The sequence below is a fragment of the Thermoanaerobacterium sp. CMT5567-10 genome (assembly GCF_030534315.2).
Taxonomy (GTDB): Bacteria; Bacillota; Thermoanaerobacteria; order Thermoanaerobacterales; family Thermoanaerobacteraceae; genus Thermoanaerobacterium.
In genome coordinates this window covers 448,595-470,839 of sequence record NZ_CP130558.2, presented here as the reverse complement: position 1 = coordinate 470,839, position 22,245 = coordinate 448,595, and the positions used below count along the sequence as shown (strand labels likewise).

At 31.4% G+C, this 22,245-nt stretch carries 27 protein-coding genes and 3 pseudogenes; 23 read left to right on the top strand and 7 right to left on the bottom strand.

Features of this window, described 5'->3' with window-relative positions; translation table 11 throughout:
- Window positions 1–68 precede the first annotated feature (68 nt).
- From Q2T46_RS02600 to Q2T46_RS02580, 5 genes and pseudogenes are all read left to right on the top strand, one after another.
- The gene (locus Q2T46_RS02600) at window positions 69–263 is read left to right on the top strand and encodes a hypothetical protein (RefSeq protein ID WP_303264391.1); all 195 of its coding nucleotides are present in this window, start codon (window positions 69–71) and stop codon (window positions 261–263) included.
- Between the two features lie 2 nt (window positions 264–265).
- Window positions 266–388 (top strand): annotated as a pseudogene (locus tag Q2T46_RS02595) (beta-phosphoglucomutase); the annotation flags it as partial.
- A 64-nt stretch (window positions 389–452) separates the two neighbouring features.
- Window positions 453–1,223, top strand: a complete 771-nt coding sequence (locus Q2T46_RS02590; RefSeq protein ID WP_303264392.1) for a polysaccharide deacetylase family protein — start codon at window positions 453–455, stop codon at window positions 1,221–1,223.
- 300 nt (window positions 1,224–1,523) lie between these two features.
- Window positions 1,524–2,183, top strand: a complete 660-nt coding sequence (locus Q2T46_RS02585; protein ID WP_303264393.1) for a single-stranded DNA-binding protein — start codon at window positions 1,524–1,526, stop codon at window positions 2,181–2,183.
- 28 nt (window positions 2,184–2,211) lie between these two features.
- A complete protein-coding gene (locus tag Q2T46_RS02580) occupies window positions 2,212–2,739 on the top strand; it encodes a cob(I)yrinic acid a,c-diamide adenosyltransferase (protein ID WP_303264394.1) in 528 nt (175 codons plus the stop codon).
- A gap of 21 nt (window positions 2,740–2,760) precedes the next feature.
- On the opposite strand, the gene dapD is transcribed toward Q2T46_RS02580, so the two are convergent.
- The 5 genes from dapD to Q2T46_RS02555 all read right to left on the bottom strand — a co-directional run bounded on the left by dapD (window position 2,761) and on the right by Q2T46_RS02555 (window position 7,128).
- Complete coding sequence (gene dapD, locus Q2T46_RS02575; RefSeq protein ID WP_303265826.1) at window positions 2,761–3,456, bottom strand: 2,3,4,5-tetrahydropyridine-2,6-dicarboxylate N-acetyltransferase; 696 nt, start codon at window positions 3,454–3,456, stop codon at window positions 2,761–2,763.
- Between the two features lie 24 nt (window positions 3,457–3,480).
- A complete protein-coding gene (gene dapB / locus Q2T46_RS02570) occupies window positions 3,481–4,236 on the bottom strand; it encodes a 4-hydroxy-tetrahydrodipicolinate reductase (RefSeq protein WP_303264395.1) in 756 nt (251 codons plus the stop codon).
- A 13-nt stretch (window positions 4,237–4,249) separates the two neighbouring features.
- Window positions 4,250–5,131 carry a 4-hydroxy-tetrahydrodipicolinate synthase gene (dapA, locus tag Q2T46_RS02565; protein WP_303264396.1) on the bottom strand — a complete coding sequence of 294 codons (882 nt, stop codon included), beginning with the start codon at window positions 5,129–5,131 and terminating at the stop codon, window positions 4,250–4,252.
- A gap of 32 nt (window positions 5,132–5,163) precedes the next feature.
- A complete protein-coding gene (locus Q2T46_RS02560; RefSeq protein WP_303264397.1) occupies window positions 5,164–6,147 on the bottom strand; it encodes an aspartate-semialdehyde dehydrogenase in 984 nt (327 codons plus the stop codon).
- 129 nt (window positions 6,148–6,276) lie between these two features.
- On the bottom strand, window positions 6,277–7,128 hold the full coding sequence (locus tag Q2T46_RS02555; RefSeq protein WP_303264398.1) for a hypothetical protein: 852 nt from the start codon (window positions 7,126–7,128) through the stop codon (window positions 6,277–6,279).
- A gap of 151 nt (window positions 7,129–7,279) precedes the next feature.
- Here Q2T46_RS02555 and Q2T46_RS02550 point away from each other — a divergent pair, with 151 nt between their 5' ends.
- The 15 genes and pseudogenes from Q2T46_RS02550 (at window position 7,280) to Q2T46_RS02490 (ending at window position 18,565) form a co-directional block, all read left to right on the top strand.
- Window positions 7,280–7,591: a hypothetical protein gene (locus Q2T46_RS02550; RefSeq protein ID WP_311062311.1), complete on the top strand. Its 312-nt coding sequence runs from the start codon at window positions 7,280–7,282 to the stop codon at window positions 7,589–7,591.
- Window positions 7,592–7,745: 154 nt separating this feature from the next.
- Window positions 7,746–9,080: a type I glutamate--ammonia ligase gene (gene glnA / locus Q2T46_RS02545; RefSeq protein WP_303264400.1), complete on the top strand. Its 1,335-nt coding sequence runs from the start codon at window positions 7,746–7,748 to the stop codon at window positions 9,078–9,080.
- Between the two features lie 14 nt (window positions 9,081–9,094).
- On the top strand, window positions 9,095–9,664 hold the full coding sequence (locus Q2T46_RS02540) for an ANTAR domain-containing response regulator (RefSeq protein ID WP_303264401.1): 570 nt from the start codon (window positions 9,095–9,097) through the stop codon (window positions 9,662–9,664).
- 192 nt (window positions 9,665–9,856) lie between these two features.
- Window positions 9,857–10,411 (top strand): LuxR family transcriptional regulator, encoded by a 555-nt coding sequence (locus Q2T46_RS02535; RefSeq protein WP_303264402.1) that lies wholly within the window; start codon window positions 9,857–9,859, stop codon window positions 10,409–10,411.
- Window positions 10,408–10,638, top strand: coding sequence for a response regulator transcription factor (locus tag Q2T46_RS15480; RefSeq protein ID WP_399388509.1), 231 nt, complete (start codon window positions 10,408–10,410; stop codon window positions 10,636–10,638). Before Q2T46_RS02535 ends, Q2T46_RS15480 begins: the two co-directional genes overlap by 4 nt.
- A 403-nt stretch (window positions 10,639–11,041) precedes the next feature.
- Entirely contained in the window at window positions 11,042–11,233 is a 192-nt protein-coding gene (locus Q2T46_RS15475) for an FtsX-like permease family protein (protein WP_399388506.1), read from the top strand.
- 150 nt (window positions 11,234–11,383) lie between these two features.
- Window positions 11,384–12,025: pseudogene (locus Q2T46_RS02530) on the top strand (transposase); the annotation flags it as partial.
- Window positions 12,026–12,546: 521 nt separating this feature from the next.
- Window positions 12,547–13,626 (top strand): histidinol-phosphate transaminase, encoded by a 1,080-nt coding sequence (gene hisC, locus Q2T46_RS02525; RefSeq protein WP_303264403.1) that lies wholly within the window; start codon window positions 12,547–12,549, stop codon window positions 13,624–13,626.
- Between the two features lie 147 nt (window positions 13,627–13,773).
- A pseudogene (locus tag Q2T46_RS02520) lies at window positions 13,774–14,535 on the top strand (IS30 family transposase); the annotation flags it as partial.
- Window positions 14,536–14,541: 6 nt separating this feature from the next.
- Window positions 14,542–14,838: a CXXX repeat peptide modification system protein gene (locus Q2T46_RS02515; RefSeq protein WP_034844693.1), complete on the top strand. Its 297-nt coding sequence runs from the start codon at window positions 14,542–14,544 to the stop codon at window positions 14,836–14,838.
- Between the two features lie 101 nt (window positions 14,839–14,939).
- The gene (gene tnpA / locus Q2T46_RS02510; protein ID WP_274892487.1) at window positions 14,940–15,380 is read left to right on the top strand and encodes an IS200/IS605 family transposase; all 441 of its coding nucleotides are present in this window, start codon (window positions 14,940–14,942) and stop codon (window positions 15,378–15,380) included.
- 115 nt (window positions 15,381–15,495) lie between these two features.
- Window positions 15,496–16,392, top strand: a complete 897-nt coding sequence (locus Q2T46_RS02505; RefSeq protein WP_303264404.1) for an ABC transporter ATP-binding protein — start codon at window positions 15,496–15,498, stop codon at window positions 16,390–16,392.
- Window positions 16,389–17,087, top strand: a complete 699-nt coding sequence (locus Q2T46_RS02500; RefSeq protein WP_303264405.1) for a hypothetical protein — start codon at window positions 16,389–16,391, stop codon at window positions 17,085–17,087. Before Q2T46_RS02505 ends, Q2T46_RS02500 begins: the two co-directional genes overlap by 4 nt.
- 63 nt (window positions 17,088–17,150) lie before the next feature.
- On the top strand, window positions 17,151–17,372 hold the full coding sequence (locus tag Q2T46_RS02495; RefSeq protein WP_311062310.1) for a hypothetical protein: 222 nt from the start codon (window positions 17,151–17,153) through the stop codon (window positions 17,370–17,372).
- A 20-nt stretch (window positions 17,373–17,392) separates the two neighbouring features.
- Window positions 17,393–18,565 carry an ABC transporter ATP-binding protein gene (locus Q2T46_RS02490; RefSeq protein ID WP_311062309.1) on the top strand — a complete coding sequence of 391 codons (1,173 nt, stop codon included), beginning with the start codon at window positions 17,393–17,395 and terminating at the stop codon, window positions 18,563–18,565.
- 61 nt (window positions 18,566–18,626) lie between these two features.
- Here the strand turns inward: Q2T46_RS02490 and Q2T46_RS02485 are convergent, their stop codons facing one another.
- Together Q2T46_RS02485 and Q2T46_RS02480 are read right to left on the bottom strand one after the other, a co-directional pair.
- The gene (locus Q2T46_RS02485; protein WP_311062308.1) at window positions 18,627–18,956 is read right to left on the bottom strand and encodes a hypothetical protein; all 330 of its coding nucleotides are present in this window, start codon (window positions 18,954–18,956) and stop codon (window positions 18,627–18,629) included.
- The gene (locus Q2T46_RS02480) at window positions 18,934–19,155 is read right to left on the bottom strand and encodes a hypothetical protein (protein ID WP_303264407.1); all 222 of its coding nucleotides are present in this window, start codon (window positions 19,153–19,155) and stop codon (window positions 18,934–18,936) included. The genes Q2T46_RS02485 and Q2T46_RS02480 overlap by 23 nt, the downstream gene beginning before the upstream one ends.
- A gap of 240 nt (window positions 19,156–19,395) precedes the next feature.
- On the opposite strand from Q2T46_RS02480, the gene Q2T46_RS02475 reads away from it, so the two are divergent.
- From Q2T46_RS02475 to Q2T46_RS02465, 3 genes are all read left to right on the top strand, one after another.
- On the top strand, window positions 19,396–19,575 hold the full coding sequence (locus tag Q2T46_RS02475) for an ANTAR domain-containing response regulator (RefSeq protein WP_303265827.1): 180 nt from the start codon (window positions 19,396–19,398) through the stop codon (window positions 19,573–19,575).
- 166 nt (window positions 19,576–19,741) lie between these two features.
- Window positions 19,742–20,524, top strand: coding sequence for a LuxR C-terminal-related transcriptional regulator (locus Q2T46_RS02470; protein WP_303264408.1), 783 nt, complete (start codon window positions 19,742–19,744; stop codon window positions 20,522–20,524).
- Window positions 20,525–20,819: 295 nt separating this feature from the next.
- A complete protein-coding gene (locus tag Q2T46_RS02465; protein WP_303264409.1) occupies window positions 20,820–22,055 on the top strand; it encodes an acetyl-CoA carboxylase biotin carboxylase subunit family protein in 1,236 nt (411 codons plus the stop codon).
- Window positions 22,056–22,245 lie beyond the last annotated feature (190 nt).

Sequence of the window (22,245 nt, the reverse complement as noted above, 5' to 3'; positions counted from 1 at the left end):
TTATATTTTTATCTATTTTGGTTTGTTTATCTGTATATTTAAACAATATATTTGCTAAGAGAATATTAATGAATTTTATTATGACTTGTCTTTTATTAGCTGAAGAAGGTATTTTATCTACATTGTGGATAGTTTCTATACTAGACAGTTTTAGATATAAAGATGAAGTTTTTGTAATAATGGCAGGTTTTACAGGATTTATTTCTGTATTAATACTATTTTTACTTGGTATAAAATATCTTTACAGATATACATCTAGATAGCTATTGTAGAAGTTGATAGAGCAGGAATGGTGTCTATTGGAGTTGGCAATTATGAAACAGTGAAAGAGGCAGATATTGTTTTAAAGGACTTGAGCGATCCGTCGAAAATATTAAACTTACTATAAAGTAGTAATAATAACCTCCCAAAGGAATAAATTTATTATAGATTATAGTTGGGAGGTTATTTTTGTGAAAATATATTATGTTAAGAGAAGTGTTATTGTCAATTTATTCGCTGTTTTTGTACTAGCATTTATCTCCGTTTTATATTTTAATTATGGGATACCACCTCAAGTTAGGACTTTTTTAAATATTAATAGACAACTTCCAATCTACAGTGTTGATATACCTGATAGAAGAGTTGCGATTTCATTTGACGCATCGTGGGGAAGCGATAAAACGGAAAGAATATTGCAAATACTTAGGGACAAAAACGTTAGGGCTACATTTTTTTTGACGGGGTTGTGGGTTGATAAGTATCCCGATTTGGTTAAAAAGATATCTAAAGAAGGCCATGACGTCGAAAATCACAGCAATACACATCCTCACATGACTCAATTAAGTGATAGCCAAATAGTCAATGAGTTAAAAGCTAATGAAGAAAAGATTGTCAAGCTAACGGGTAAAAAACCATATTTATTTAGACCACCTTTTGGTGATTACAACGATAAAGTCATTATAACAGCAAAAAGCCTAGGATATTATACGATACAGTGGGATGTTGACTCACTTGACTGGAAAGGTCTCAATACTGAGGCTATAATAGATAGAGTATTACCAAACGTAAAAAAAGGGTCTATAATATTGTTTCACAATAATGGTGATTTTACAGCGGATGCACTTCCTTATATTATAGATAAGTTAAAAGAAAATGGGTATCAAATAGTTCCAATAAGCCAGCTTATTTATAAAGAAAATTATTATATCGATCATGAGGGAAGACAGCATTTAAATCAATAAAATTTTACAAAGTTCTATAATAGTAATTGCAAAAAAACAAGATTAATGATATTATTTTATATAATATTGAGGAAAATAATAATGCAAGAGTATTTTGATGCCGACAATAATTAATTTTACATAAGAACTATTTCGTAATATTTCATATTGAGGTTGGGTGATTTGATGAAGTTTGTTTTTTTATTATTTAATATCGCCGTAAAACGATTAAATATTTTAACTAACCTGTCATAAATGCTCTTCATAAATAATATTAATATCAATAAGAAGGTACACATGATGGAAGGGGAGAGTAAACAGATGGCAGGTAATATTTTAGGGAATAATGTAGTTAATGTAACTGGTAAAATTGTTAACGACTTAGAATTTAGTCATGAGCTTTATGGCGAGCAGTTTTACAATTTTATACTTGAAGTACCTAGGTTAAGTGATGTAAAAGACATGCTTCCCATCACTATATCAAACAGGCTATTCGAAGGAATAAATTTAGGCCCTGGTACTAGAGTAAAAATTGAAGGACAGCTAAGATCATATAATAGGCAATCACCAAATGGAGGGAAAAATAGGTTAATACTGACTATTTTTGCAAGGGATATTATGGTTGTAAGTGATGATGAATACATAAAGAATCCCAATGAGATATTTTTAGATGGATTTATATGCAAAGATCCAATCTATAGAACAACTCCGTTTGGAAGGGAGATATCTGACTTGCTTATTGCTGTCAATAGACCATATAGTAAGTCTGATTATATTCCTGTTATAGCATGGGGGAGAAATGCTAGATTTTGCGAAAAATTAAAAGTCGGTGATCGTATAAAATTGTGGGGAAGGGTACAAAGTAGGGAATATCAAAAAAAAGGAGAAAATAATGAAATTATAACAAGAACAGCCTATGAGGTATCAATAACAAAGATGGAAAAAGCTAATAAAGATGAGATGATTTCAACAGAACAATAAACATTATAAACAAAAGGAGAGATAAACATTGAAAAATGGTCTCATTCAAATATATACGGGAGATGGAAAAGGCAAAACCACTGCAGCTATTGGACTTGGTGTTAGAGCATTGGGAAGGAATTACAAAATATATATGGTGCAATTTTTAAAGGGACGTGATACTGGAGAACTTCATATATTAAAAAATTATGAGAATTTTAAAGTATTTCGATTTCAATCTAGTGAAAAATTTTTCTTTCAAATGAATGAAGATGAAAAAAACATACTTAGAGATGAAATGCATAAAGCTTATGAATTTATAGAAAGTATTTTAAAAAATAGTGAATGTGATATGCTCATATTGGATGAAATAATGGGGGTAATACATAATAACATATATTCTGTAGATGATGTACTTAAACTTATGAGGGAAAAACCTGATACAATGGAAATGGTTCTGACAGGAAGAAATGCTCCCAAAGAGCTAGTTGAGAATGCTGATCTTGTTACAGAGATGAAACTCATAAAACATCCTTATGAAAAAGGCATTACTGCCAGATACGGCATAGAATTTTAAAACCCGGGGAAAACCGGGTTTTTATCCTCTTAAATCGTCTAAAAGTTTAGTTTTCTCTTTTGTTTTTTCATCTTTTATTTTAACAATCTTTGCAGGGACACCAGCAACTACAGTGTTTGGAGGTACATCTTCAGTGACCACTGAACCTGCTGCTACAACAGCATCATGGCCGACTCTGACACCTTCAAGCAATACAGCATTTGCTCCGATTAACACATTGTCTTCAACTATTACAGGTATGCTGCTGGGAGGTTCAAGTACGCCTGCGATGACAGCGCCAGCACCAACATGAACATTTTTGCCGATTATTCCTCTTGCGCCAACAACTGCATTCATGTCTATCATAGAGTTTTCTCCGATTTCAGCACCTATATTTATAATTGCCCCCATCATTATTACAGCGTTTTTGCCTATTTTAACTCTGTCACGAATAATTGCACCAGGTTCTATGCGGGCATTTAAGTCTTTTATATCCAGCAATGGTATTGCAGAATTGCGTCTATCATACTCTAAATGATAATTTTTAATTTTATCTTTATTTTCATCCAGAAGCTTTTTTACATCATCTAGCTCTCCGAAGATTATCTTAAAATTGTCGCTGCCAAATACTTTAAATGTTGTCTCATCAACGTCGATGTTTCCGCTTATATAAGCTTTTACAGGAGTCGATTTTTTTGACTCCTTTATGAATTTTGCTATTTCATATGGATTTGTCATTTCATCTTTTGAACTCAAATATTATCATCCTTTCTTGACAAGTGATTCCATATCGTACAATCCGGGCTTTTGATTTACTAGAAATTTTGCTGCAAAAAGAGCACCATTGCCGAATATTTCTCTGGATCTGGCAGAATGGCTGATTTTTATAATTTCATCATGACCCGCAAAAATTACTTCATGCTCGCCTACTACAGTACCACCTCTTAGAGCATGAATTCCTATCTCATTTTTATCCCGCAAATCCGTCTTGGAGTGTCTGCCATATACATATTCTTTTTTATCGTTAAGTACTTTATTGATGGCGTCAGCTATTAAAAGGGCAGTTCCACTTGGTGAATCTTTTTTCATATTGTGGTGCATTTCCAATATTTCTATATCGAAATCATTGCTTAAAACTTTTGCAGCCTCTTTAACTAAACTGAGAAGCACATTTATGCCTAATGACATGTTGGCAGATCTAAATACAGGTATATATTTTGATGCTTCAATAACAGAATTAATTTCTTCATCATCAAGACCTGTTGTAGCAACTACGACAGGCAAATTTTTACCTATTGCAGCTTTAAGTAAACGCGGTACAGCGGTATGATATGAAAAATCAATTACTACATCTGCTGTCTCTTTTACGTCATCGAGGCTTTTATATACAGGGAATTCGCATTGGCATGTGTTTTGATCGATTCCAGCAACGACTTCAAATTCAGGGTTTTCTGAGGCCAGTCTTGCAATTACTCTACCCATCTTTCCACAGCAACCATTTATAATGATTTTCAACATTTATATGGCCTCCTTATAACAATCCGTATTCTTTTAATGTGGATTTTAATGTGTCTAAATTCTTTTCACTCATGTCGACTAAAGGAAGCCTCAATGGCCCAACGCCAAAACCCATAAGATTCATAGCTGTCTTTATAGGTATTGGATTTGTTTCTATGAACATCGCACTATTAAGCGGATTTAATTCTAGTTGGAGTTTTCTTGCAGCTTTTATATCGCCATTTAAATATAACATTACCATGTCGTGTATCTTTTTAGGAACGATATTAGCAGTGACAGAAATAACGCCGATTCCTCCTAAAGACAAAATTGGCACAACTTGGTCATCATTTCCTGAATATATCTCAAATTTATCGCCCATTATCCGAGCTATTTCCGCTATTTGTACGATATCGCTGCTGGCTTCTTTTACACCTACAACATTGTCAACGTATTTACATATTTCTAAGTATGTTTCTGGCTTTACATTCATTCCTGTTCTACTTGGCACATTGTATATTATTATTGGTTTATCGACATTTTTGGCGATCTCCGTAAAATGTTTGACAAGGCCTGTTTGAGTAGTCTTATTGTAGTATGGTGTTATGACAAGGAGAGCATCAGCACCAACAGATGAAGCATATTGACTTAATTCGATACTGTGCTTTGTATTGTTGCTGCCGGTGCCGGCTATGACTGGGATTCTCCCTGCTACTTTATCAACTGCAAATTTTATTGCGTCCATTCTCTCTTTTTCTGTCATTGTTGAAGATTCACCAGTAGTACCGCATATTATTACAGCATCTGTACCTTCTTTTATATGCCATTCTAAAAGTTCCTCTAACTTATTAAAGTTAACTCCATCTTCGGTGAAAGGAGTAACGAGTGCGACACCCGAGCCCTTAAATACTGGCATAATTTAATCATCCTTTCCTATAATGAGTGGCTTTATTTTATAAGCAACTCAGCAATTTGAACAGCATTAGAAGCAGCACCCTTTCTAATATTGTCTGCTACAATCCACATATTTAATCCGCTGTAGACTGTTTCATCACGTCTAATTCTACCTACAAAGACTTCATCATGGCCTGTTGCAATTGTTGCAACTGGATAGATGTTGTTTTCAGGATCATCCATCAGAACGACTCCTGGTGCATTTCTTAAAATTTTTTTTAAATCTTCCATCTGATATGGTTTCTCAAACTCTATATTGACACTTTCACTGTGTGAATTTTTTACAGGTACTCTCACTGTAGTAGGTGATACTTTTATGGAATTATCCCCCATGATTTTTTTTGTTTCATTTATCATTTTTAGTTCCTCTTTTGTATAACCATCAGGCAAAAATACATCTATGTGAGGAATACAGTTATTTGCAATTGAATATGGGAAACACTGATTTTTTTCACCATTCAATGTTCTTTCAAGGTCATCAACACCTTTTTTACCTGCACCTGATACAGCTTGATATGTTGAAACTACAATTCTCTTTATTTTGTATCTATCGTGAAGAGGTTTCAGGGGAACTACCATTTGAATTGTTGAACAGTTTGGATTGGCGATTATTCCTTTATTCCACTTTATGTCCTGTGGATTTACTTCAGGAACTACAAGTGGCACATTATCATCCATTCTCCAAGCGCTGGAGTTGTCAATGACTGTAACACCTTTTTCGGCTGCTATAGGTGCGTATTTTTTGCTTACAGTTGCACCTGCCGAAAACAATGCAATTTTAATATCTCTGTCAAAGCTATTTTCTGTTAGTTCTTCAACTGTGTATTCATTTTCTTTAAATAATAATTTTTGACCAGCAGACCTTTTCGATGCGAATAGATATAATTTATCTATTGGAAAATTTCTTTCTTCTAAAACTTTTATAAAAGTTCTGCCCACAAGGCCTGTTGCACCTACAATTGCTACATTGACTCCCATTATTATCCTCCTTAAATATATGAATTCAATAATATAATGTAATAAAGCACTTTTGTTATATAAAATATATCATTATTATTATATGAAGTCAATAAAATAAGGTTATATAAAAATAACCCCAAACTGAGGTTATTTTTTTGACCCTGAAGCTTTTTCAAGTGACTTAATATCTGACTCTAGAACATTCGATTTAATCTTTGTGATCGTGCTGTCTTTTGCCTGTACTGCCTTTTCCAATTCACTGAGGCCCGAGTCAAATTTATCTGATGCAGTTTTGGCATCTTTCGGAAGTTTTACTTTTAAAGTTTTCCAGATTGCTTTTAGATCGTTTATATCTTTCTTTGCTACGTCCCATTTTCCTATCGATGAATTAAAATCAATATCTCTGTTGTAAAACCTAAGCTTTTTAATGTCTGGAGGTGATGTTGTCTTAAAATAATTTTCAATTTCAGGTATATATTTGTAAACATTATTGGCAGCAATCATCGTGTCATTTAATAATTTATTTGTGGATTTTGTTGTCAAAGTATTTATGGCGGTGCTTACATTGTTTAATAAATCTGTACTTGCACCTGCTTTTGCTGCTATAGGACTCAGAACATTCCAATTTGTATGTATGTCCTTGACTGTTTTATCAATTGTACTCCATGATTTTTTCTCAGGTGGTTCTTTTTGCTGCTTTTGCTTATTTCCGCCCTTGCTAGTTGATTTGCCTCCTTGCTGCTGATTTTGAGGTGCTAATGCTGATACAGATAATTTGTCAGTTTCACTTTTTTGTGATTCTTGCAGCTTTTGACATTCTTTTATTATTGTATCAATATCATTTTCTATTTTTGTAAGCTCTTTTGGCGTAGACATTTTTTGAGTCGTATTTGGCTTTTTTTGTGGCACTGGTTTCTTCTGATTATTTTTACAAGCTGGTAATTGAAATATTACTACAACAATTAATAAGAAATACAATATTTTGTGATAATTTTTCATACAATCACCTCAAAGAATAGTATTACCATTATGATTTGTTCGATTCAATTTGAATGGATATAGTAATTTTTTTAAAAATTTATAAGTTTATTAATTTTTGTACTTGCATAAGAAAATTATGTTATAATATAATTATAGAGTAGCTGCATAGTTGAAGAACTACATAGAAAGGGGTGGATATATGTGGAATTATAAAATCAAAAAAATCTCTGCTTTGTCAGTCTTCAAATTTACATTTCTATACGGTATCATAATAGGAGCTATATTTGGCTTAATAGGTGGTCTGTTAGGGAGTGTAGGGGATGCTAGGTTTTTTGGTATGGGCATTTTTGGAGGGCTCCTTTTTGGTATAATTTATGGGATTATATTGTCACTTTTCAGTGCACTTGGTGCATGGCTTTTTAACCTAATCTCTGGAGTTATAGATGGCATAGATGTGGAACTCGTTAAAAAGGACGAATGAAACCGTGTCATAAAAATATCATCTTGTTGTGCGGTAATTTATGTGCTATAATTTTGTAAAGTCTTATATTTAGATGGGCAATGGTGTCCTCAATGGAAAGGTGAGATGCAACCTTTAGTTGAGTACACCTATTTTTAATTTAAGGAGGATGGCTATGGGAAATAAATACAGTGCTGAAGATGTATTGAGGATTTCTAAAGAACGTGGTGTTGAATTTATCCATCTGCAATTTAGCGACATCTTTGGTGTTATGAAAAACGTCTCAATTCCTATTGAAGAGCTGGATAAAGCTCTAAACAATGAAATAATGTTTGACGGTTCATCAATAGATGGATTTGTCAGAATCGAAGAATCTGATATGTATTTAAGGCCGGATACCGATACTTTTGTAATATTTCCATGGAGAACTACCAGTGGTGTAGAGGCAAGGCTTATTTGCGATATATACAATCCCGATGGTACGCCTTTTGAAGGCGATCCAAGGTATGTTCTCAAAAAAAATTTAGAAGATGCCAAAAAACTAGGTTACACAATGAATGTGGGACCAGAATGTGAATTTTACCTATTTTTGACTGATGAAAAAGGAAATCCTACTACAATTACTCAGGATGCAGCCGGGTATTTTGATATGGCTCCTGTTGATCTAGGCGAAAGTGCTCGTAAGGAAATGGTTTCTACATTAAAAGAAATGGGTTTTGCGATAGAGGCATCACACCACGAAGTAGGGCCAGGACAACATGAGATAGATTTTAAGTATGATGATGCACTTGCAACAGCAGATAATGTCATGACGTTTAAGATGGTTGTAAGAATAATTGCACAAAAACACGGACTTCATGCTACATTTATGCCTAAACCTGTCTATGGCATTGCTGGTTCAGGTATGCATTTAAATCAATCGCTTATGAAAGACGGTGAAAATGCATTTTACGATCCATCTGCTCAAATGGGGCTTAGCAAAGATTGCTATTATTACATTGGTGGACTTTTGAAACACGCAAAGGCACTTACATGTATAACAAATCCCACAGTTAACTCCTATAAAAGGCTTGTGTCAGGTTTTGAAGCTCCTGTTTATATTGCATGGTCTGGAAGAAACAGAAGCCCATTGATTAGGATACCTGCTAAAAGAGGAAATTCAACAAGGATAGAGCTTAGGTCGCCTGATCCGTCTAATAATCCGTATTTAGCATTAGCATGTTCATTAGCTGCAGGTCTTGATGGCATAAGAAATAAAATAATGCCACCACCATCTGTTGACAAGAATATATATGAAATGGATGAGCAGGAACTAAAAAAGTTAAATATAGATAAATTACCTGATTCATTAGAGGAAGCTTTAGTTATTTTAGAAAAAGATGAAGTCATGAAAAATGCATTGGGTGAACATATATACAATAAATATATTGAGGCAAAATGGTCTGAGTGGAATTCGTACAAGACTTTTGTTACGAGGTGGGAGATAGACCAATACCTTACTAAATTTTAAAGTGAGGTGTTTCCATGAGTCAATGGCGCATTATAGTAGCTGATAGCAATGATTACAGCAGAAATATTTTAAAAGGAATGTTGTTGTCTAGTGGTCATCTAGTCTATGAAGCGAGAGATGGTGGAAGCGCAGTCAGGCTGTCTCGCTCCTTGATGCCTGATCTTGTTTTGGTAGATATGGGTATTGTGGGGATGAATGCATATGAGGTAGCACATATCATAGATAGCGATAATGTAGCACCAGTTATATTGATGACGCAGACTATTCAAAGAGGTTTTATTGAAGAAGTAAAAAACTATTCAGTATTTGCGTATTTGCTAAAACCAATCGATAAAGCTGTTTTATTAAGTCTAACGGAATTTGTAATTGAAAATCATAAAAAATATTTATCCTTAAAACATGAAATAGAAAGTTTAAAAAAGCAAATAGAAGCCCGCAAGAAAATAGAGAGAGCTAAAGGGTTGTTGATGAAAGTAAAAAAATTAGATGAAGATGAAGCTTATACTTTAATGAGGAAGATGAGCATGGACTCAACTCTTCCTATGGAAGTCATAGCAGAAAGGATATTGACTAAATACTCGTAAAAAAAACTTAAGCACAATTAACATGATTTTTCTGTGCTTAAGCTTATTTTTTGGTTGAGGATAAAGATATTTGCTTTTAAATTAAAATTAAAATATGAATATGATAAATATTTATTGTAGAAGGAATTTTAACAATTTTGTAGAAATAATAAATTATTTAAGAAGTTTGTAAAATGTTAGTTGGTGAGTTTTATGAATAGCAAAGAGTTGTACAGAGAAATACTTTTTTCAAAGAGAAGATGTGCAAGTATTGGTCTTAAAGATTCAATAAATTTTCCACTTGTAACTTTAAGTAAGAAAGATTTAAAAGTCAAGTTGAATGAAAATATGAAACTTATTAACATATTTCGAAATTGCATTGATAATATTATAGATGCTGTAAAAGAAAAATATATGTTTTTATTGACCGATCAAGATGGATGTCTTTTAAATTTACTATGTAATAATAATGTATATAGGTACATAGATAAATTTGGATTTAGAATTGGTACATATTTTACGGAAAATAGTTTAGGAACGAATGCGATCTCAATGGCGATAAATGTAAAAAGGTGTGTATTTTTAACGCCACAAGACCATTACTGCGGCATATTGAAAAAGTGGTATTGCATTGCATCACCGCTTATTATAGATGAAAAAACAATAGGGTATCTTGATGTATCGACAATAGAACATGATATGGCAGAAGAAATGGTTGCATTAACAGAATTATTGGTATACCAGATTGAAAATGAGTATAAAAAATAATTAGAAATAAAGATAGAACTAACATAATCAAATTTAGCAAAGAACAATTAAAAATTTTAAAGCTGATTACTAAAGGATACAAGGACTCAGCAATTGCATCAGAACTTAAAATAAGTATTAATACTGTAAATTATCATAAAAGAAACATATTTAAGAAATTGGGTGTTTTAAGTACCAGAGAAGCAATAGTCAAGGCAATTCAAATGCATCTGGTGGAAATAGACTAATTTATTTATGGTTGATTTAGAAAACAATAAAGACTACAGAAAAATGTAGTAGAAAATAAAAAATTCCCATGGTAAAATGATGGCAAATCGGAAGGTTATTTAGCTTCTTGATATGGTTTATAAAATATACCTATGATTTCACTGCAAAAACTAATCTTTAGATAGTTTTATGTAATTCTTTAATTTATAAATTGCATATTTTAATGTTTAGCTAGCTTAAATTATTATATTTTATGAAATATTAAAAATGCTTTATCTCATATAAATCAAGAAAAAAGACTTTTTGCAGCAGAATCATAGATAATAACTCTGAATTTAACAAATTGATTAGCAATACAGGATATAAAGCAGTTGTATTTACACAAAAGGATATTTTAAAATGATTGACGGATAATTTAGATATATATATCTTTTTATCATAATTATCTCCGTTATTGTATCATTAATATCAATCGCAAGTATTTCAAATACAATGATTATATCAATATACAAGAGGTGTCAGGAAATTGGTATTATGAAAGCAATTGGTGCATCAAATATGCATGTATCGATGTTTTATATAGTTGAAAGTTTAATTATTGGCATTATATATTAAAAAGATATTTTTACCCAATATTATAAAAACTAAAGGGAGCATTCCTGTAATAAAAAAATATAAGATTTGAAATAGAAAGTACCTCCTGATAAAATACAAGATGTCGATTGTTCATGAGCACGACTCTCAAATAACAAGGAGGTACCTAATATGAAGTATAACCAAAATTTAAAGATATTGCAAATAACAGAAAAGACATTAATTGTAGGTGTAGACATTGCTAAAGAGACACACCACGCCAGAGCTTTTGATTTTAGAGGAATAGAATACGGTAAGCGTATTGAATTTAGCAATGACATTGATGGAATGGAAAAATTCTTTAAATGGGCTGCAGAGATTATGAATAAAAGCAACAAAGAGCATCTGATGGTTGGTATGGAACCAACAGGCCATTATTGGCTCTGCTTTGCACAGTTTCTTAGAGATAAGAGCCATAAGGTAGTACTGGTAAATCCATTCCACGTAAAGAGAAGTAAGGAATTTGATGATAACTCGCCAACTAAAAATGACAGGAAAGACCCTAAGACAATTGCAATGCTAGTTAAAGATGGAAGATATGTTGAACCTAATATACCTGAGGGTGTATACAGCGAACTTAGAATTGCAGTGGACATAATGGAAAGGCTTACAAAGGACTTAAATAAGATAAAGAACTGGGTTGCAAGATGGCTTGATATATACTTTCCTGAGTTTAATAAAGTTTTTGCAGATTGGGAAGGGAAAGAGGCACTGATAACATTAAAAGAATTTCCAACGCCTGCAAAGATATCAGAGATTGAAGCTAAGGAAATATTTGCACCGCTGTAGTGATGATACACCGCAGTCCCTCGTCAGTCAAGGGTCAGCTTTGCTGTGTTTCACTTCACAAAGCTGACCCTTGACAGCATTGCTCCTGCGATGGTTTGGATAATTAAGCGGTGCCAAAAATAAAGTAAATAAAGTTTTAAAACTCAATTTAAAAATTGGAAGATTGACAAAGAGAGCCGGAATTGTCAGGTTGGTAATTTCACCATAAGGGCTTAAGACCCAGCAAGGGAGCATAACTGACATCCACCTCATGTAAGGCAGAACGAAGGAATTAAGGACAAAGATCCTGTGAGACATGGGAGGGTATGCCACATGAGCTTAAGTGGAATCCATAGGCCAAAATATGGGAAAAAATAATAGAAGCTTATTTGGGTTACCTATCACATGTAAAATTCATAAATAAATAGCATTTATATACATGAGAGCTTTTTTGAAGATCGTGAGAATCTGAGAATGAGTGAGATATTAAAAGAAAATCAAAGATTATAGTGGGAGGATGATTTTATATGAGTAAATATTGGAGTAATATCATTAAAAAAATAGAACCTTATGTTCCTGGTGAACAACCACAAGATAAACATTTTATTAAATTAAATACAAATGAAAACCCATACCCTCCTTCAGAAAAAGTGATTAGAGCAATAAAAAATGCCGCTAATGAAGATCTTCGTTTATACCCAGATCCAACTTGTAATAGTTTAAAAAAAACAGTTGCTGATTATTATAACTTAAAAAAAGAACAAATTTTTGTCGGAAATGGTTCAGATGAAATATTGGCTTTTTCATTTTTAGCCTTTTTTAATCCAGGGGATACTATTTTTTTCCCAGATATTACATATGATTTTTATCAGGTATATGCTTCATTGTTTAGAATTAACTACAGGAAAATACCTCTAGATAATAATTTTAATATACCCATAGAAAAATTTTATGAAGCTAACGATGGTATAATTATAGCAAATCCTAATTCACCTACTGGTATTGTAATTCAAGTCGATTTAATAGAAAACATACTTAAAAAAAATCCTAATAAAATAGTTATTATTGATGAAGCATATATTGACTTTGGTGGAGAATCCTCAATAAATCTTATTAATAAATATCCAAATATACTTATAATACAGTCACTTTCAAAATCGCGCTCTTTAGCAGGATTACGTATAGGTATAGCTTTAGGGGATAAAGATCTGATTGAAGGAATTAGTAGAGTAAAAAACTCTATTAATTCATATACTGTAGACAGAATAGCTCTTATTGCTGCAGAAGAAGCATTTAAAGATCAAAAATATTTTGAAAAAATTAGAAATAAAATAATTATTGAAAGGGATATGATATCGAGGAAACTCAGAGGATTAGGTTTTAAGGTTTTAGATTCAAAAGCTAATTTTATATTTATAAGCCACCCTGAAGTGCATGCATTACAGTTGTTTAATGAATTGAGGGAAAATAATATCTTAGTTCGTTATTTTAATCAACCGAGAATTGATAATTTTCTTAGAGTTAGTATCGGTACAGACAGCGACATGGAATATTTTTATAGCGTATTAAAAGATTTTTTGTATAATGCTCCGAGTATGCAAAAATAATTTTTGCTTCTGTTTTGAGAGGCAAAAGGTTAGTTGTATAATTAAATGCAACAGGCAAAAATTTAATTGAGAAAAATTGAAACCATAGTTTCAAACCATGTATGATATTAAGCGAAAATCAAATCAACATACAGGAGGTTTGAAACTATGGCTAAGAATAATAATACCACAAAAAAGAGAAGTTTTAAACACCTGTCACAATATGAAAGAGAAATGATTTATACATTAAGAGAACAAGGTAAATCAATGCGTCAAATAGCAAAGATACTGAGAAGGGCTCCAAGTACTATTTCAAGAGAGATAAGAAGAGGAACTGTAACCCAAATGAGATCAGATTTAACTACATATGAGAAGTATTTTCCTGAAGTAGGATACGAGGTATATAAAAAGAATCGAAAAAACTGCGGAGCAAAGCTAAAAGTGGCAAAAGCAGAGAAATTCTTGAGATTCGCAGAAGAAAAAATATTGAAAGAGAAATGGTCACCTGATGCAGTTGTGGGTTACTGCAGAAATAATGCCGACTGGCAAGAAGAGAAAATGGTATGCACCAAAACCCTTTATAATTACATAGATAAAGGTCGTTAAGAGTTCGCAATATTGATTTGTGCCTAAAAGTGCGCTTAAAACCAAAGAAGAAGATAATAAGAAGGAACAAGAAGATTATGGGAGAGAGCATATCGCAAAGACCTGAGGAGATAAACAAAAGAGAGAGTTTTGGGCATTGGGAAATAGATACTGTTATAGGCAAGAGATCAAATGATAAAGCATTATTAACACTGACAGAACGTTTAACAAGATATGAATATATCTTTGTGATAGATGAAAAAGACAGCTTATCAATCAAGAAGGTATTTGATGAACTCAAAGCAATATAAGGAGAATTTTTCAAAGATATTTAAGAGCATAACTAATACAATGTATAAAGAAAAAATTGGATATGTTTCTGAACAAGAAAAATATTACATTTTAGAATTAGAAGAAAGGCTATCTGCCTTAAAAGAATTGATAATAGTCTTAAACGATCAATTCTTATCAGAAGAAAAAAATAATAATTTGTATGAGAAAATAATGAATGATATTTTTCATACAAAGTTATTACAAGATAAATGGTGGAGAGAAATGAAAACTAAATATAATTTTAAGTTTTATGAAAATGGTAAATGGATGGTTAATTTTGATACAAATGAAGTATTTCTAATTATTAATGATTAATGTCTGTATAATGGGGTTAAATCCCTCAGCTTAAGCTGAAACCTTTAGGGCAACAAAATAAATATTCACTTCTAGTAAAAAATAAACTAGAGGTGATAAATATGCAAAATTATAGAAAGTCGTCGCATGCTACATATGACCTAAAATATCATATAGTATGGATAACAAAATACAGAAAACCGGTATTGGTTGGGAGAATAGCAGAAAGAACAAGAGAACTAATAAGAATGGTATGCAAAAATAACGAAGTAGAAATATTATCAGGGCATGTGTCAAAAGATCATATACACATACTAGTGTCAGCACCACCACATTTGTCAGTAAGTAAGTTAGTACAATATATAAAAGGATACAGTTCAAGAAAGCTGCTGATGGAAAATAAGGAGCTTAACAAACAATTTTGGGGACAACATTTGTGGGCACGAGGATATTTTGCAGCAAGTAGTGGCAATGTAACAGATGAAGTGATAATAGAATATATACAAAATCAAGACATAGAAGAAAATCAAAAGAATGATAATTTTACTTTAGGCGAGTTTTAAGCTGCTTAAGCGGCATATCCAACCCACCTGCTTTAGCAGGTGGTAGTTGAGTTACAGCAGGTGATCATTTTTAACAAATTTGTTTACCTTGGTTTATGGGAATGGAGAGATTTTATTGGAGAGTATTATTAAAATAAAGCATCTTGTAAAAACTTATAGTAAAAATATTTTAAATGACATAAATCTTTCTTTAAGTAAAAATCATGTATTGGGGCTTATAGGAAAAAATGGATCCGGAAAGACTACACTTATCAAATTGATTCTCGGATTTATAAAACCAACTCATGGAGAGATAAAAGTATTTGGTGGTAATCCTATAAATGTAAGCGGAAGAATAGGATATCTTCCAGAAAAACCTGATTACCATCTCCTTTTTACTGGTAGAGAATATTTAACATATCTTGCAAAGATGTTGAGTATCAAAAATGTAAAGCAAAGAGTCGATGAAGTCTTATTGCTTGTTGGAATGGAAAGTCAAAGTAAGAAACGTATGAGCAAATATTCTAAAGGTATGCTTCAAAGAATCGGGTTTGCACAGGCATTATTACAGGATCCTGAACTTCTTATTCTAGATGAACCTCTATCAGGATTAGATCCGGTTGGCAGAAAAGAAGTTCGGGATATAATAATTGATTTGAGAAGAAAAAATAAAACAATTCTACTGTCTGCTCATAACCTTGACGAGATAGAAAAAATGTGCACAGATATAGCGATAATAAATGAAGGGAAAATTATAAAAGAAGGTTCTCTGAATGAAATCCTTACAGTTAACTATAGGTTTAAATTGAAAGCACGCGGTATTAATCCATCGCTTTTAAATAGTCTAAAAAGCACATATAAAATTATTGAAACTGAAATTAATAATTACATTTTCGAAGAACAAAGAGATGGCGAAAAAGAAGAGTTTCTTAAATTTCTTTTAGAAAACGGCGTTTTAATAGATCAATGGGTCAAATACAAAATATCGCTTGAAGAATATGTTATTCCATTAATAAAGGCGGATGAAAAATGAAAATTATGAACTTAGCAATTTTTACTATCCATGAATATTTTAGAGCAACAGGATTTTATGTTGAATTACTGGTCGTTGGCGCATTTTTATATTTTGGTTATGGTAATACATTTTATAATAAAACGATGCCAGTTGATGAAGCGTATTTTATTATGGGACTTATATCATGTATACTGGCAATTGTTACAACTTACAGGATTACTAACAGAGAGAGAAATAGGCGCATACATATTATCATAACAAAAGCTTTAAGCAGATTTGATTATATCACTGGTAAAGCGATAGCGGCATTTGTGATAGATTTTGTACTTTTAATGATAGTATTTGTTATAACATATTTTTATACAAGAGTAAATAAAGAATACTCATTTTCTATGGCTATTATCACTATGATACCAATATTATTGATTTACTTTCAAGTTGAAGCGATTATTCTTTTTTTATCGCCAATCAATATAAATAAATCAGCTTTTATGATTGGGTTTATTCCTATAATATTAGGGTTCTATCAGCCATATGGCATATTAAAATATATATTACCACCAATTCAGCAGCTTATAAAGATTAGCTATAGAGGATTCATTAAGTCAAGTGATTATGGAATATTTGCATTGTCTCTGCTGTATATAATTATATTTTTTTACTTATCTTGTACAGTCTTTAAAAATAGAGAAATTGACTATGATCTATCTTAAATGAAACAAGTATTGTGTAATTATAATCGGAATTTTTAAAAAGCTTATTTATATAAAAGAATTTTGAAGATTAAATTCTTAAGAGCAAATAAAAATTACCACTACAGAAATCAGTTTTTAAATATTATTGTGGATATTTTTAAGGTTATATTTATTGGAATAGCAGTATTTAGCATAAACATTTATTTAGCAGTAATAGTAATTGCAACATTTCCATTTTCTTATTTTGTATTTCTTAAATATGGTAAAATTTTAAAGAGAAAAATAAAGAAACCGCAAAAGTAAATGATGATTATTTCAGTGATATGCAGGAATCTATATCTGGGATAAGAGAAATTAAAGGCTTAGGAATTAAGAATGAAAGATTCAATACATTTATGATAAATAGTATTAAGCTAAAAAATAAAATTATAAATATAAATATTATTAGTAATTTGTCGCAAATCTTGTCTCAAAGTATTAATATTATATCTCAGATTTTAATAATGCTGACAGGAGGGTATTTAATTTCAAGAAACTTGCTATCAATAGAATATTTTGTAGCATTTTCTTCTTACTCAAATCAATTTTCTGCCTCATTAATGAATATAACAAAAATTAATTCTTATATACAGCAGATTATGGTATCTCTAAAAAGGATATTTGATATAATGGACAATTTATCGTATAGTAAACAAGAATTTGGAAATAAAAATATAGAACATATAGATGGAGATATAAAATTTGCAAATATCAATTTTAAATATGATAAAAATAATAAGTTAATATTAAGAAATATATCGTTTAAAATACCTAAGAATAGTAAAATAGCAATAGTAGGGAGCAGCGGTGTTGGAAAAACAACAATATTAAACCTGATATTGAGATTTTATGAACCTTTATCAGGAGAAATTTTTATTCATGACATAAATATTAAAGAATTTGATGAAGAATCATTGAGAAGACATATAGCTATTGTAAAACAACAGCCATATTTATTTAACGGTACAATTAAAGAAAATCTTCTAATTGTAAATCGAAATGCTTCTGATGAAGACATAAAAAGAGTATGCAAAGCTGCATATTTGCATGATTACATCATGAGTTTGCCTAAAAAATACGATTCTATTGTTGGGGAGAATGGAATAAATTTATCGGGAGGTCAAAAACAACGGCTTGCTATTGCAAGGGCACTATTAAAAGATGCTAAAATAATCTTATTTGATGAAACAACGTCGGAACTTGACAATGAATCACAGGAATATATTAAGAAATCGATAACTAAAATATCTGAAAATCATACGGTTGTTATTGTAGCACATAGACTTTCTTCAATTATAGATATGGATAAAATTATGATAATTGATAATGGAGAAATATGTGGTATAGGAACGCATGATATGCTGCTAAATGGTAATAAAATTTATAGACGTTTATATGAAGCAGAAGCATATAATTTTAATAAAAGTGAAAGGCAATTTAATATGGCTTATAATTGAGGAAGATATAGGAAAGATACAGAATACTATAGAGTGCATTAAATCAAGAAAGATCTGAATTTTATTGATGAACATTGAAAACAGAAAAAACAGGCATGACAATTAGACCCAAATATTTAGGCAAATGATGTAGATGCTTAAGCTGCTCAATGATATGTTTAAAATCTGCTATTTGATTCCATTGCTTTTGCTTTAAATCTATAGGGATAGGGGTATGAACTCTATAATTATTTTTAGGATATGTATAAAACATTTTGCCACAATCGGAAATTGTACATTTATCCTCGCAGGAGCAAACATATTTGCCACCAGGTAACTTTTCAGTTTTAGGGCAAATAAACTTGTTCCTAAAGGAACGGTTTTTACCTTTACAAGAGCCATCCCATTTCATTGGAAGAGATGGGGCCTTGGTATGTAGGAATACCATCTTCATTAATTCCTGATTTGCCGAAATTTTTTCTGGTATTTCGAGGATTAAGAGCAATGACAGGCAAAATGCCATGATTCTCAAAGAGATATTTATAGTTTAGGACATCATCGAAGCCAGAATCAGCAGTCATAGCATAAATATTAAAGTCACGATGACGCACAAAAAAAATTCTCCATAGCAGGTATAAGCAGTTTTCCATCCCATGTAAGTTTAACTTCTTCAGGGGATGCGGGCTCAGAGCTATAAATATAATCATTAAAATCCGGCTGGTAATCGCAAAAGTCCATATGTCTTAAAATATCGAGGGCATTAGACACAACTATAGTTTTGTAGGCATAACAGAAGGATTTTTCAACTGAAATACTGGGATACTTTTAGTGTAACATAAAGAAAAAATGAAATAGAAAGCTTAAAAAAGCAAATAGAAGCCCGCAAGAAAATAGAGAAGGCTAAAGGCATTTTAATGAAAGTAAAAAAATTAGATGAAGATGAAGCTTACACACTGATGAGGAAAATGAGCATGGACTCAACACTTCCTATGGAAGTCATAGCAGAAAGGATATTGACTAAATACTCGTAAAATAAGCTTAAGCACATAAAAACATATTTGTGCTTAAGTTTTTTTTATTTGAGATTAAGATAACATTAAGCTGAGATTAATTTCACAAATTAAGAAGGAATTTTAACAATTTTGTAGAAATAATAAATTATTTAAGAAGTTTGTAAAATGTTAGTTGGTGAGTTTTATGAATAGCAAAGAGTTGTACAGAGAAATACTTTTTTCAAAGAGAAGATGTGCAAGTATTGGTCTTAAAGATTCAATAAATTTTCCACTTGTAACTTTAAGTAAGGAAGATTTAAAAGTCAAGTTGAATGAAAATATGAAACTTATTAACATATTTCGAAATTGCATTGATAATATTATAGATGCTGTAAAAGAAAAATATATGTTTTTATTGACCGATCAAGATGGATGTCTTTTAAATTTACTATGTAATAATAATGTATATAGGTACATAGATAAATTTGGATTTAGAATTGGTACATATTTTACGGAAAATAGTTTAGGAACGAATGCGATCTCAATGGCGATAAATGTAAAAAGGTGTGTATTTTTAACGCCACAAGACCATTACTGCGGCATATTGAAAAAGTGGTATTGCATTGCATCACCGCTTATTATAGATGAAAAAACAATAGGGTATCTTGATGTATCGACAATAGAACATGATATGGCAGAAGAAATGGTTGCATTAACAGAATTATTGGTATACCAGATTGAAAATGAGTATAAAAAAATAATTAGAAATAAAGATAGAACCAACATAATCAAATTTAGCAAAGAACAATTAAAAATTTTAAAGCTGATTACTAAAGGATACAAGGACTCAGCAATTGCATCAGAACTTAAAATAAGTATTAATACTGTAAATTATCATAAAAGAAACATATTTAAGAAATTGGGTGTTTTAAGTACCAGAGAAGCAATAGTCAAGGCAATTCAAATGCATCTGGTGGAAATAGACTAATTTATTTATGGTTGATTTGGAAAACAATAAAGACTACAGAAAAATGTAGTAGAAAATAAAAAATTCCCATGGTAAAATGATGGCAAATCGGAAGGTAAATTCGCTTCTTGATATGGTTTATAAAATATACAACAAAATTTATGTTTATATAGGTGCTTATGGCATGCGAACTTCGTATCAATTTTAGAATGGTTTAAATGTCAGAATTCGAAAAATCAGGTGCTTGCCTTTCTTGTCTAGTTATGCATCTCAACTGGAGATGACGCTATTTTCATTATGAAAAGAGGTTTTACTTATGACTAAACAATATCGTATTCTCATGCTAGGCTATCGCAAAGGTTTAGTAGATGCCTGCAATAAACTTGGTGTACATAGTACAATTCTTATTGATCCGTGGGAAGACATAAGTGAACTTCCAGCTTGTGGTGATAATGAAAAAAGAATATTTGTAGAGAATCTTTCTAAAGATGAAACGACACTTTTTTCATTAATGCGATCAAATGAAACCAATTTTGATGCTGTTATAACAACTGAGGAATATTTTGTTGTAAATGCTTCAATTTTAAGCTGTATTGTTTCTAAGCCATATATTGAACCACATGTTGCGGTAGCATTTAGAGACAAATTTTATCAAAAGAAGTTATTACGTGGAGTTGTATCAGTGACTGATTCTTGGATGATTGATGATATCGAAAATTTTGTTATTGACGAGAAATATCCATATCCTGTAGTGCTTAAACCAGTTGCAGGTGCTGCTACTTCTTATACTTATATAGCTTATAGTCAAGAGGAGTTAAAAAAATGTGTAGAACTTCACAAACAAAAATTGGCCGAAAATCCTGCTGAAATTCCGAGGAGTATGGTCATAGAACGCTTTGTATATGGTGATGAATGGCATATAGATGGATGGGTTTTAGAAGGTAAACTTCAAAGCTTTACAGCATCAAAATACAACTTTCCTTTAATTGGCATAAGAAATGGAGGAATAGTAGGCAGTGTGACTTTACATCCCGAGACAAATAAAGAACTTTATGATAAATTTCATCAATTTGTTGAGAAGGCTTTACAAAAGCTTGGATTAAAAAATAGCGTATTTCATATGGAATTATTTAAAAATGATGAAAATGACGAACTTATATTTAGTGAATGTGCAGCTCGTGTGGGAGGAGGATTTATTTATAAGGCATTTCAATATTTATATGATATTAATTTATATGAAGTCCTTGTTCGATTAGCCCTTGGTGAAAAAGTTTTATCTACACCAGCTAAAACTTCGCAATGCGTAGGTTGGACTTTTCTTCCCTCTGTCTCATCTACTATAAAGTCGTTACCAGATAGTTCATTATTAATGAACATGCCAGGAGTTATAGAGGTAGAATACAGTTGGAATCCTAGTAAGGAAATGCCCGATACTAAGATAGATACTACTCAGCGAACAGGGCAGGTTCTAATAACCGGCAAGGATGAAGATGAAGTGCTACAAAGGATTAACGATGTATTGAATTATTTCACTGAACTTACAAAAAATTAATTATAATACAAATATGTTTCTATTATTTTTGACTTTATCTATATATTAAGTTAAAAATTAACTCATTAAGCAATAATTCTCTAGCTTAATGAGTTAATTTAATATAGTTTATTAAGACCAGCTAATAAAAGTCAATAGGTTTTAGAAAGAAATTTAAATTTTTTTACGTTTTAAAAAATGGTATAGCAAA

What these genes read in the sequence shown, in the direction of transcription:
- Q2T46_RS02515 (WP_034844693.1), top strand. Translation starts at nt 14,542, where the DNA reads ATGTATAAAGAAAAAATTGGATATGTTTCTGAACAAGAAAAATATTAC.
- Q2T46_RS02560 (WP_303264397.1), bottom strand. Translation starts at nt 6,147, where the DNA reads ATGGGAGTCAATGTAGCAATTGTAGGTGCAACAGGCCTTGTGGGCAGA.
- Q2T46_RS02485 (WP_311062308.1), bottom strand. Translation starts at nt 18,956, where the DNA reads ATGAAATGGGATGGCTCTTGTAAAGGTAAAAACCGTTCCTTTAGGAAC.
- Q2T46_RS02535 (WP_303264402.1), top strand. Translation starts at nt 9,857, where the DNA reads ATGAATAGCAAAGAGTTGTACAGAGAAATACTTTTTTCAAAGAGAAGA.
- hisC (WP_303264403.1), top strand. Translation starts at nt 12,547, where the DNA reads ATGAGTAAATATTGGAGTAATATCATTAAAAAAATAGAACCTTATGTT.
- tnpA (WP_274892487.1), top strand. Translation starts at nt 14,940, where the DNA reads ATGCAAAATTATAGAAAGTCGTCGCATGCTACATATGACCTAAAATAT.
- dapB (WP_303264395.1), bottom strand. Translation starts at nt 4,236, where the DNA reads ATGTTGAAAATCATTATAAATGGTTGCTGTGGAAAGATGGGTAGAGTA.
- Q2T46_RS02555 (WP_303264398.1), bottom strand. Translation starts at nt 7,128, where the DNA reads ATGAAAAATTATCACAAAATATTGTATTTCTTATTAATTGTTGTAGTA.
- dapD (WP_303265826.1), bottom strand. Translation starts at nt 3,456, where the DNA reads ATGACAAATCCATATGAAATAGCAAAATTCATAAAGGAGTCAAAAAAA.
- Q2T46_RS02465 (WP_303264409.1), top strand. Translation starts at nt 20,820, where the DNA reads ATGACTAAACAATATCGTATTCTCATGCTAGGCTATCGCAAAGGTTTA.
- dapA (WP_303264396.1), bottom strand. Translation starts at nt 5,131, where the DNA reads ATGCCAGTATTTAAGGGCTCGGGTGTCGCACTCGTTACTCCTTTCACC.
- Q2T46_RS02500 (WP_303264405.1), top strand. Translation starts at nt 16,389, where the DNA reads ATGAAAATTATGAACTTAGCAATTTTTACTATCCATGAATATTTTAGA.
- Q2T46_RS02600 (WP_303264391.1), top strand. Translation starts at nt 69, where the DNA reads ATGAATTTTATTATGACTTGTCTTTTATTAGCTGAAGAAGGTATTTTA.
- Q2T46_RS02470 (WP_303264408.1), top strand. Translation starts at nt 19,742, where the DNA reads ATGAATAGCAAAGAGTTGTACAGAGAAATACTTTTTTCAAAGAGAAGA.
- Q2T46_RS02540 (WP_303264401.1), top strand. Translation starts at nt 9,095, where the DNA reads ATGAGTCAATGGCGCATTATAGTAGCTGATAGCAATGATTACAGCAGA.
- Q2T46_RS02585 (WP_303264393.1), top strand. Translation starts at nt 1,524, where the DNA reads ATGGCAGGTAATATTTTAGGGAATAATGTAGTTAATGTAACTGGTAAA.
- glnA (WP_303264400.1), top strand. Translation starts at nt 7,746, where the DNA reads ATGGGAAATAAATACAGTGCTGAAGATGTATTGAGGATTTCTAAAGAA.
- Q2T46_RS02490 (WP_311062309.1), top strand. Translation starts at nt 17,393, where the DNA reads ATGCAGGAATCTATATCTGGGATAAGAGAAATTAAAGGCTTAGGAATT.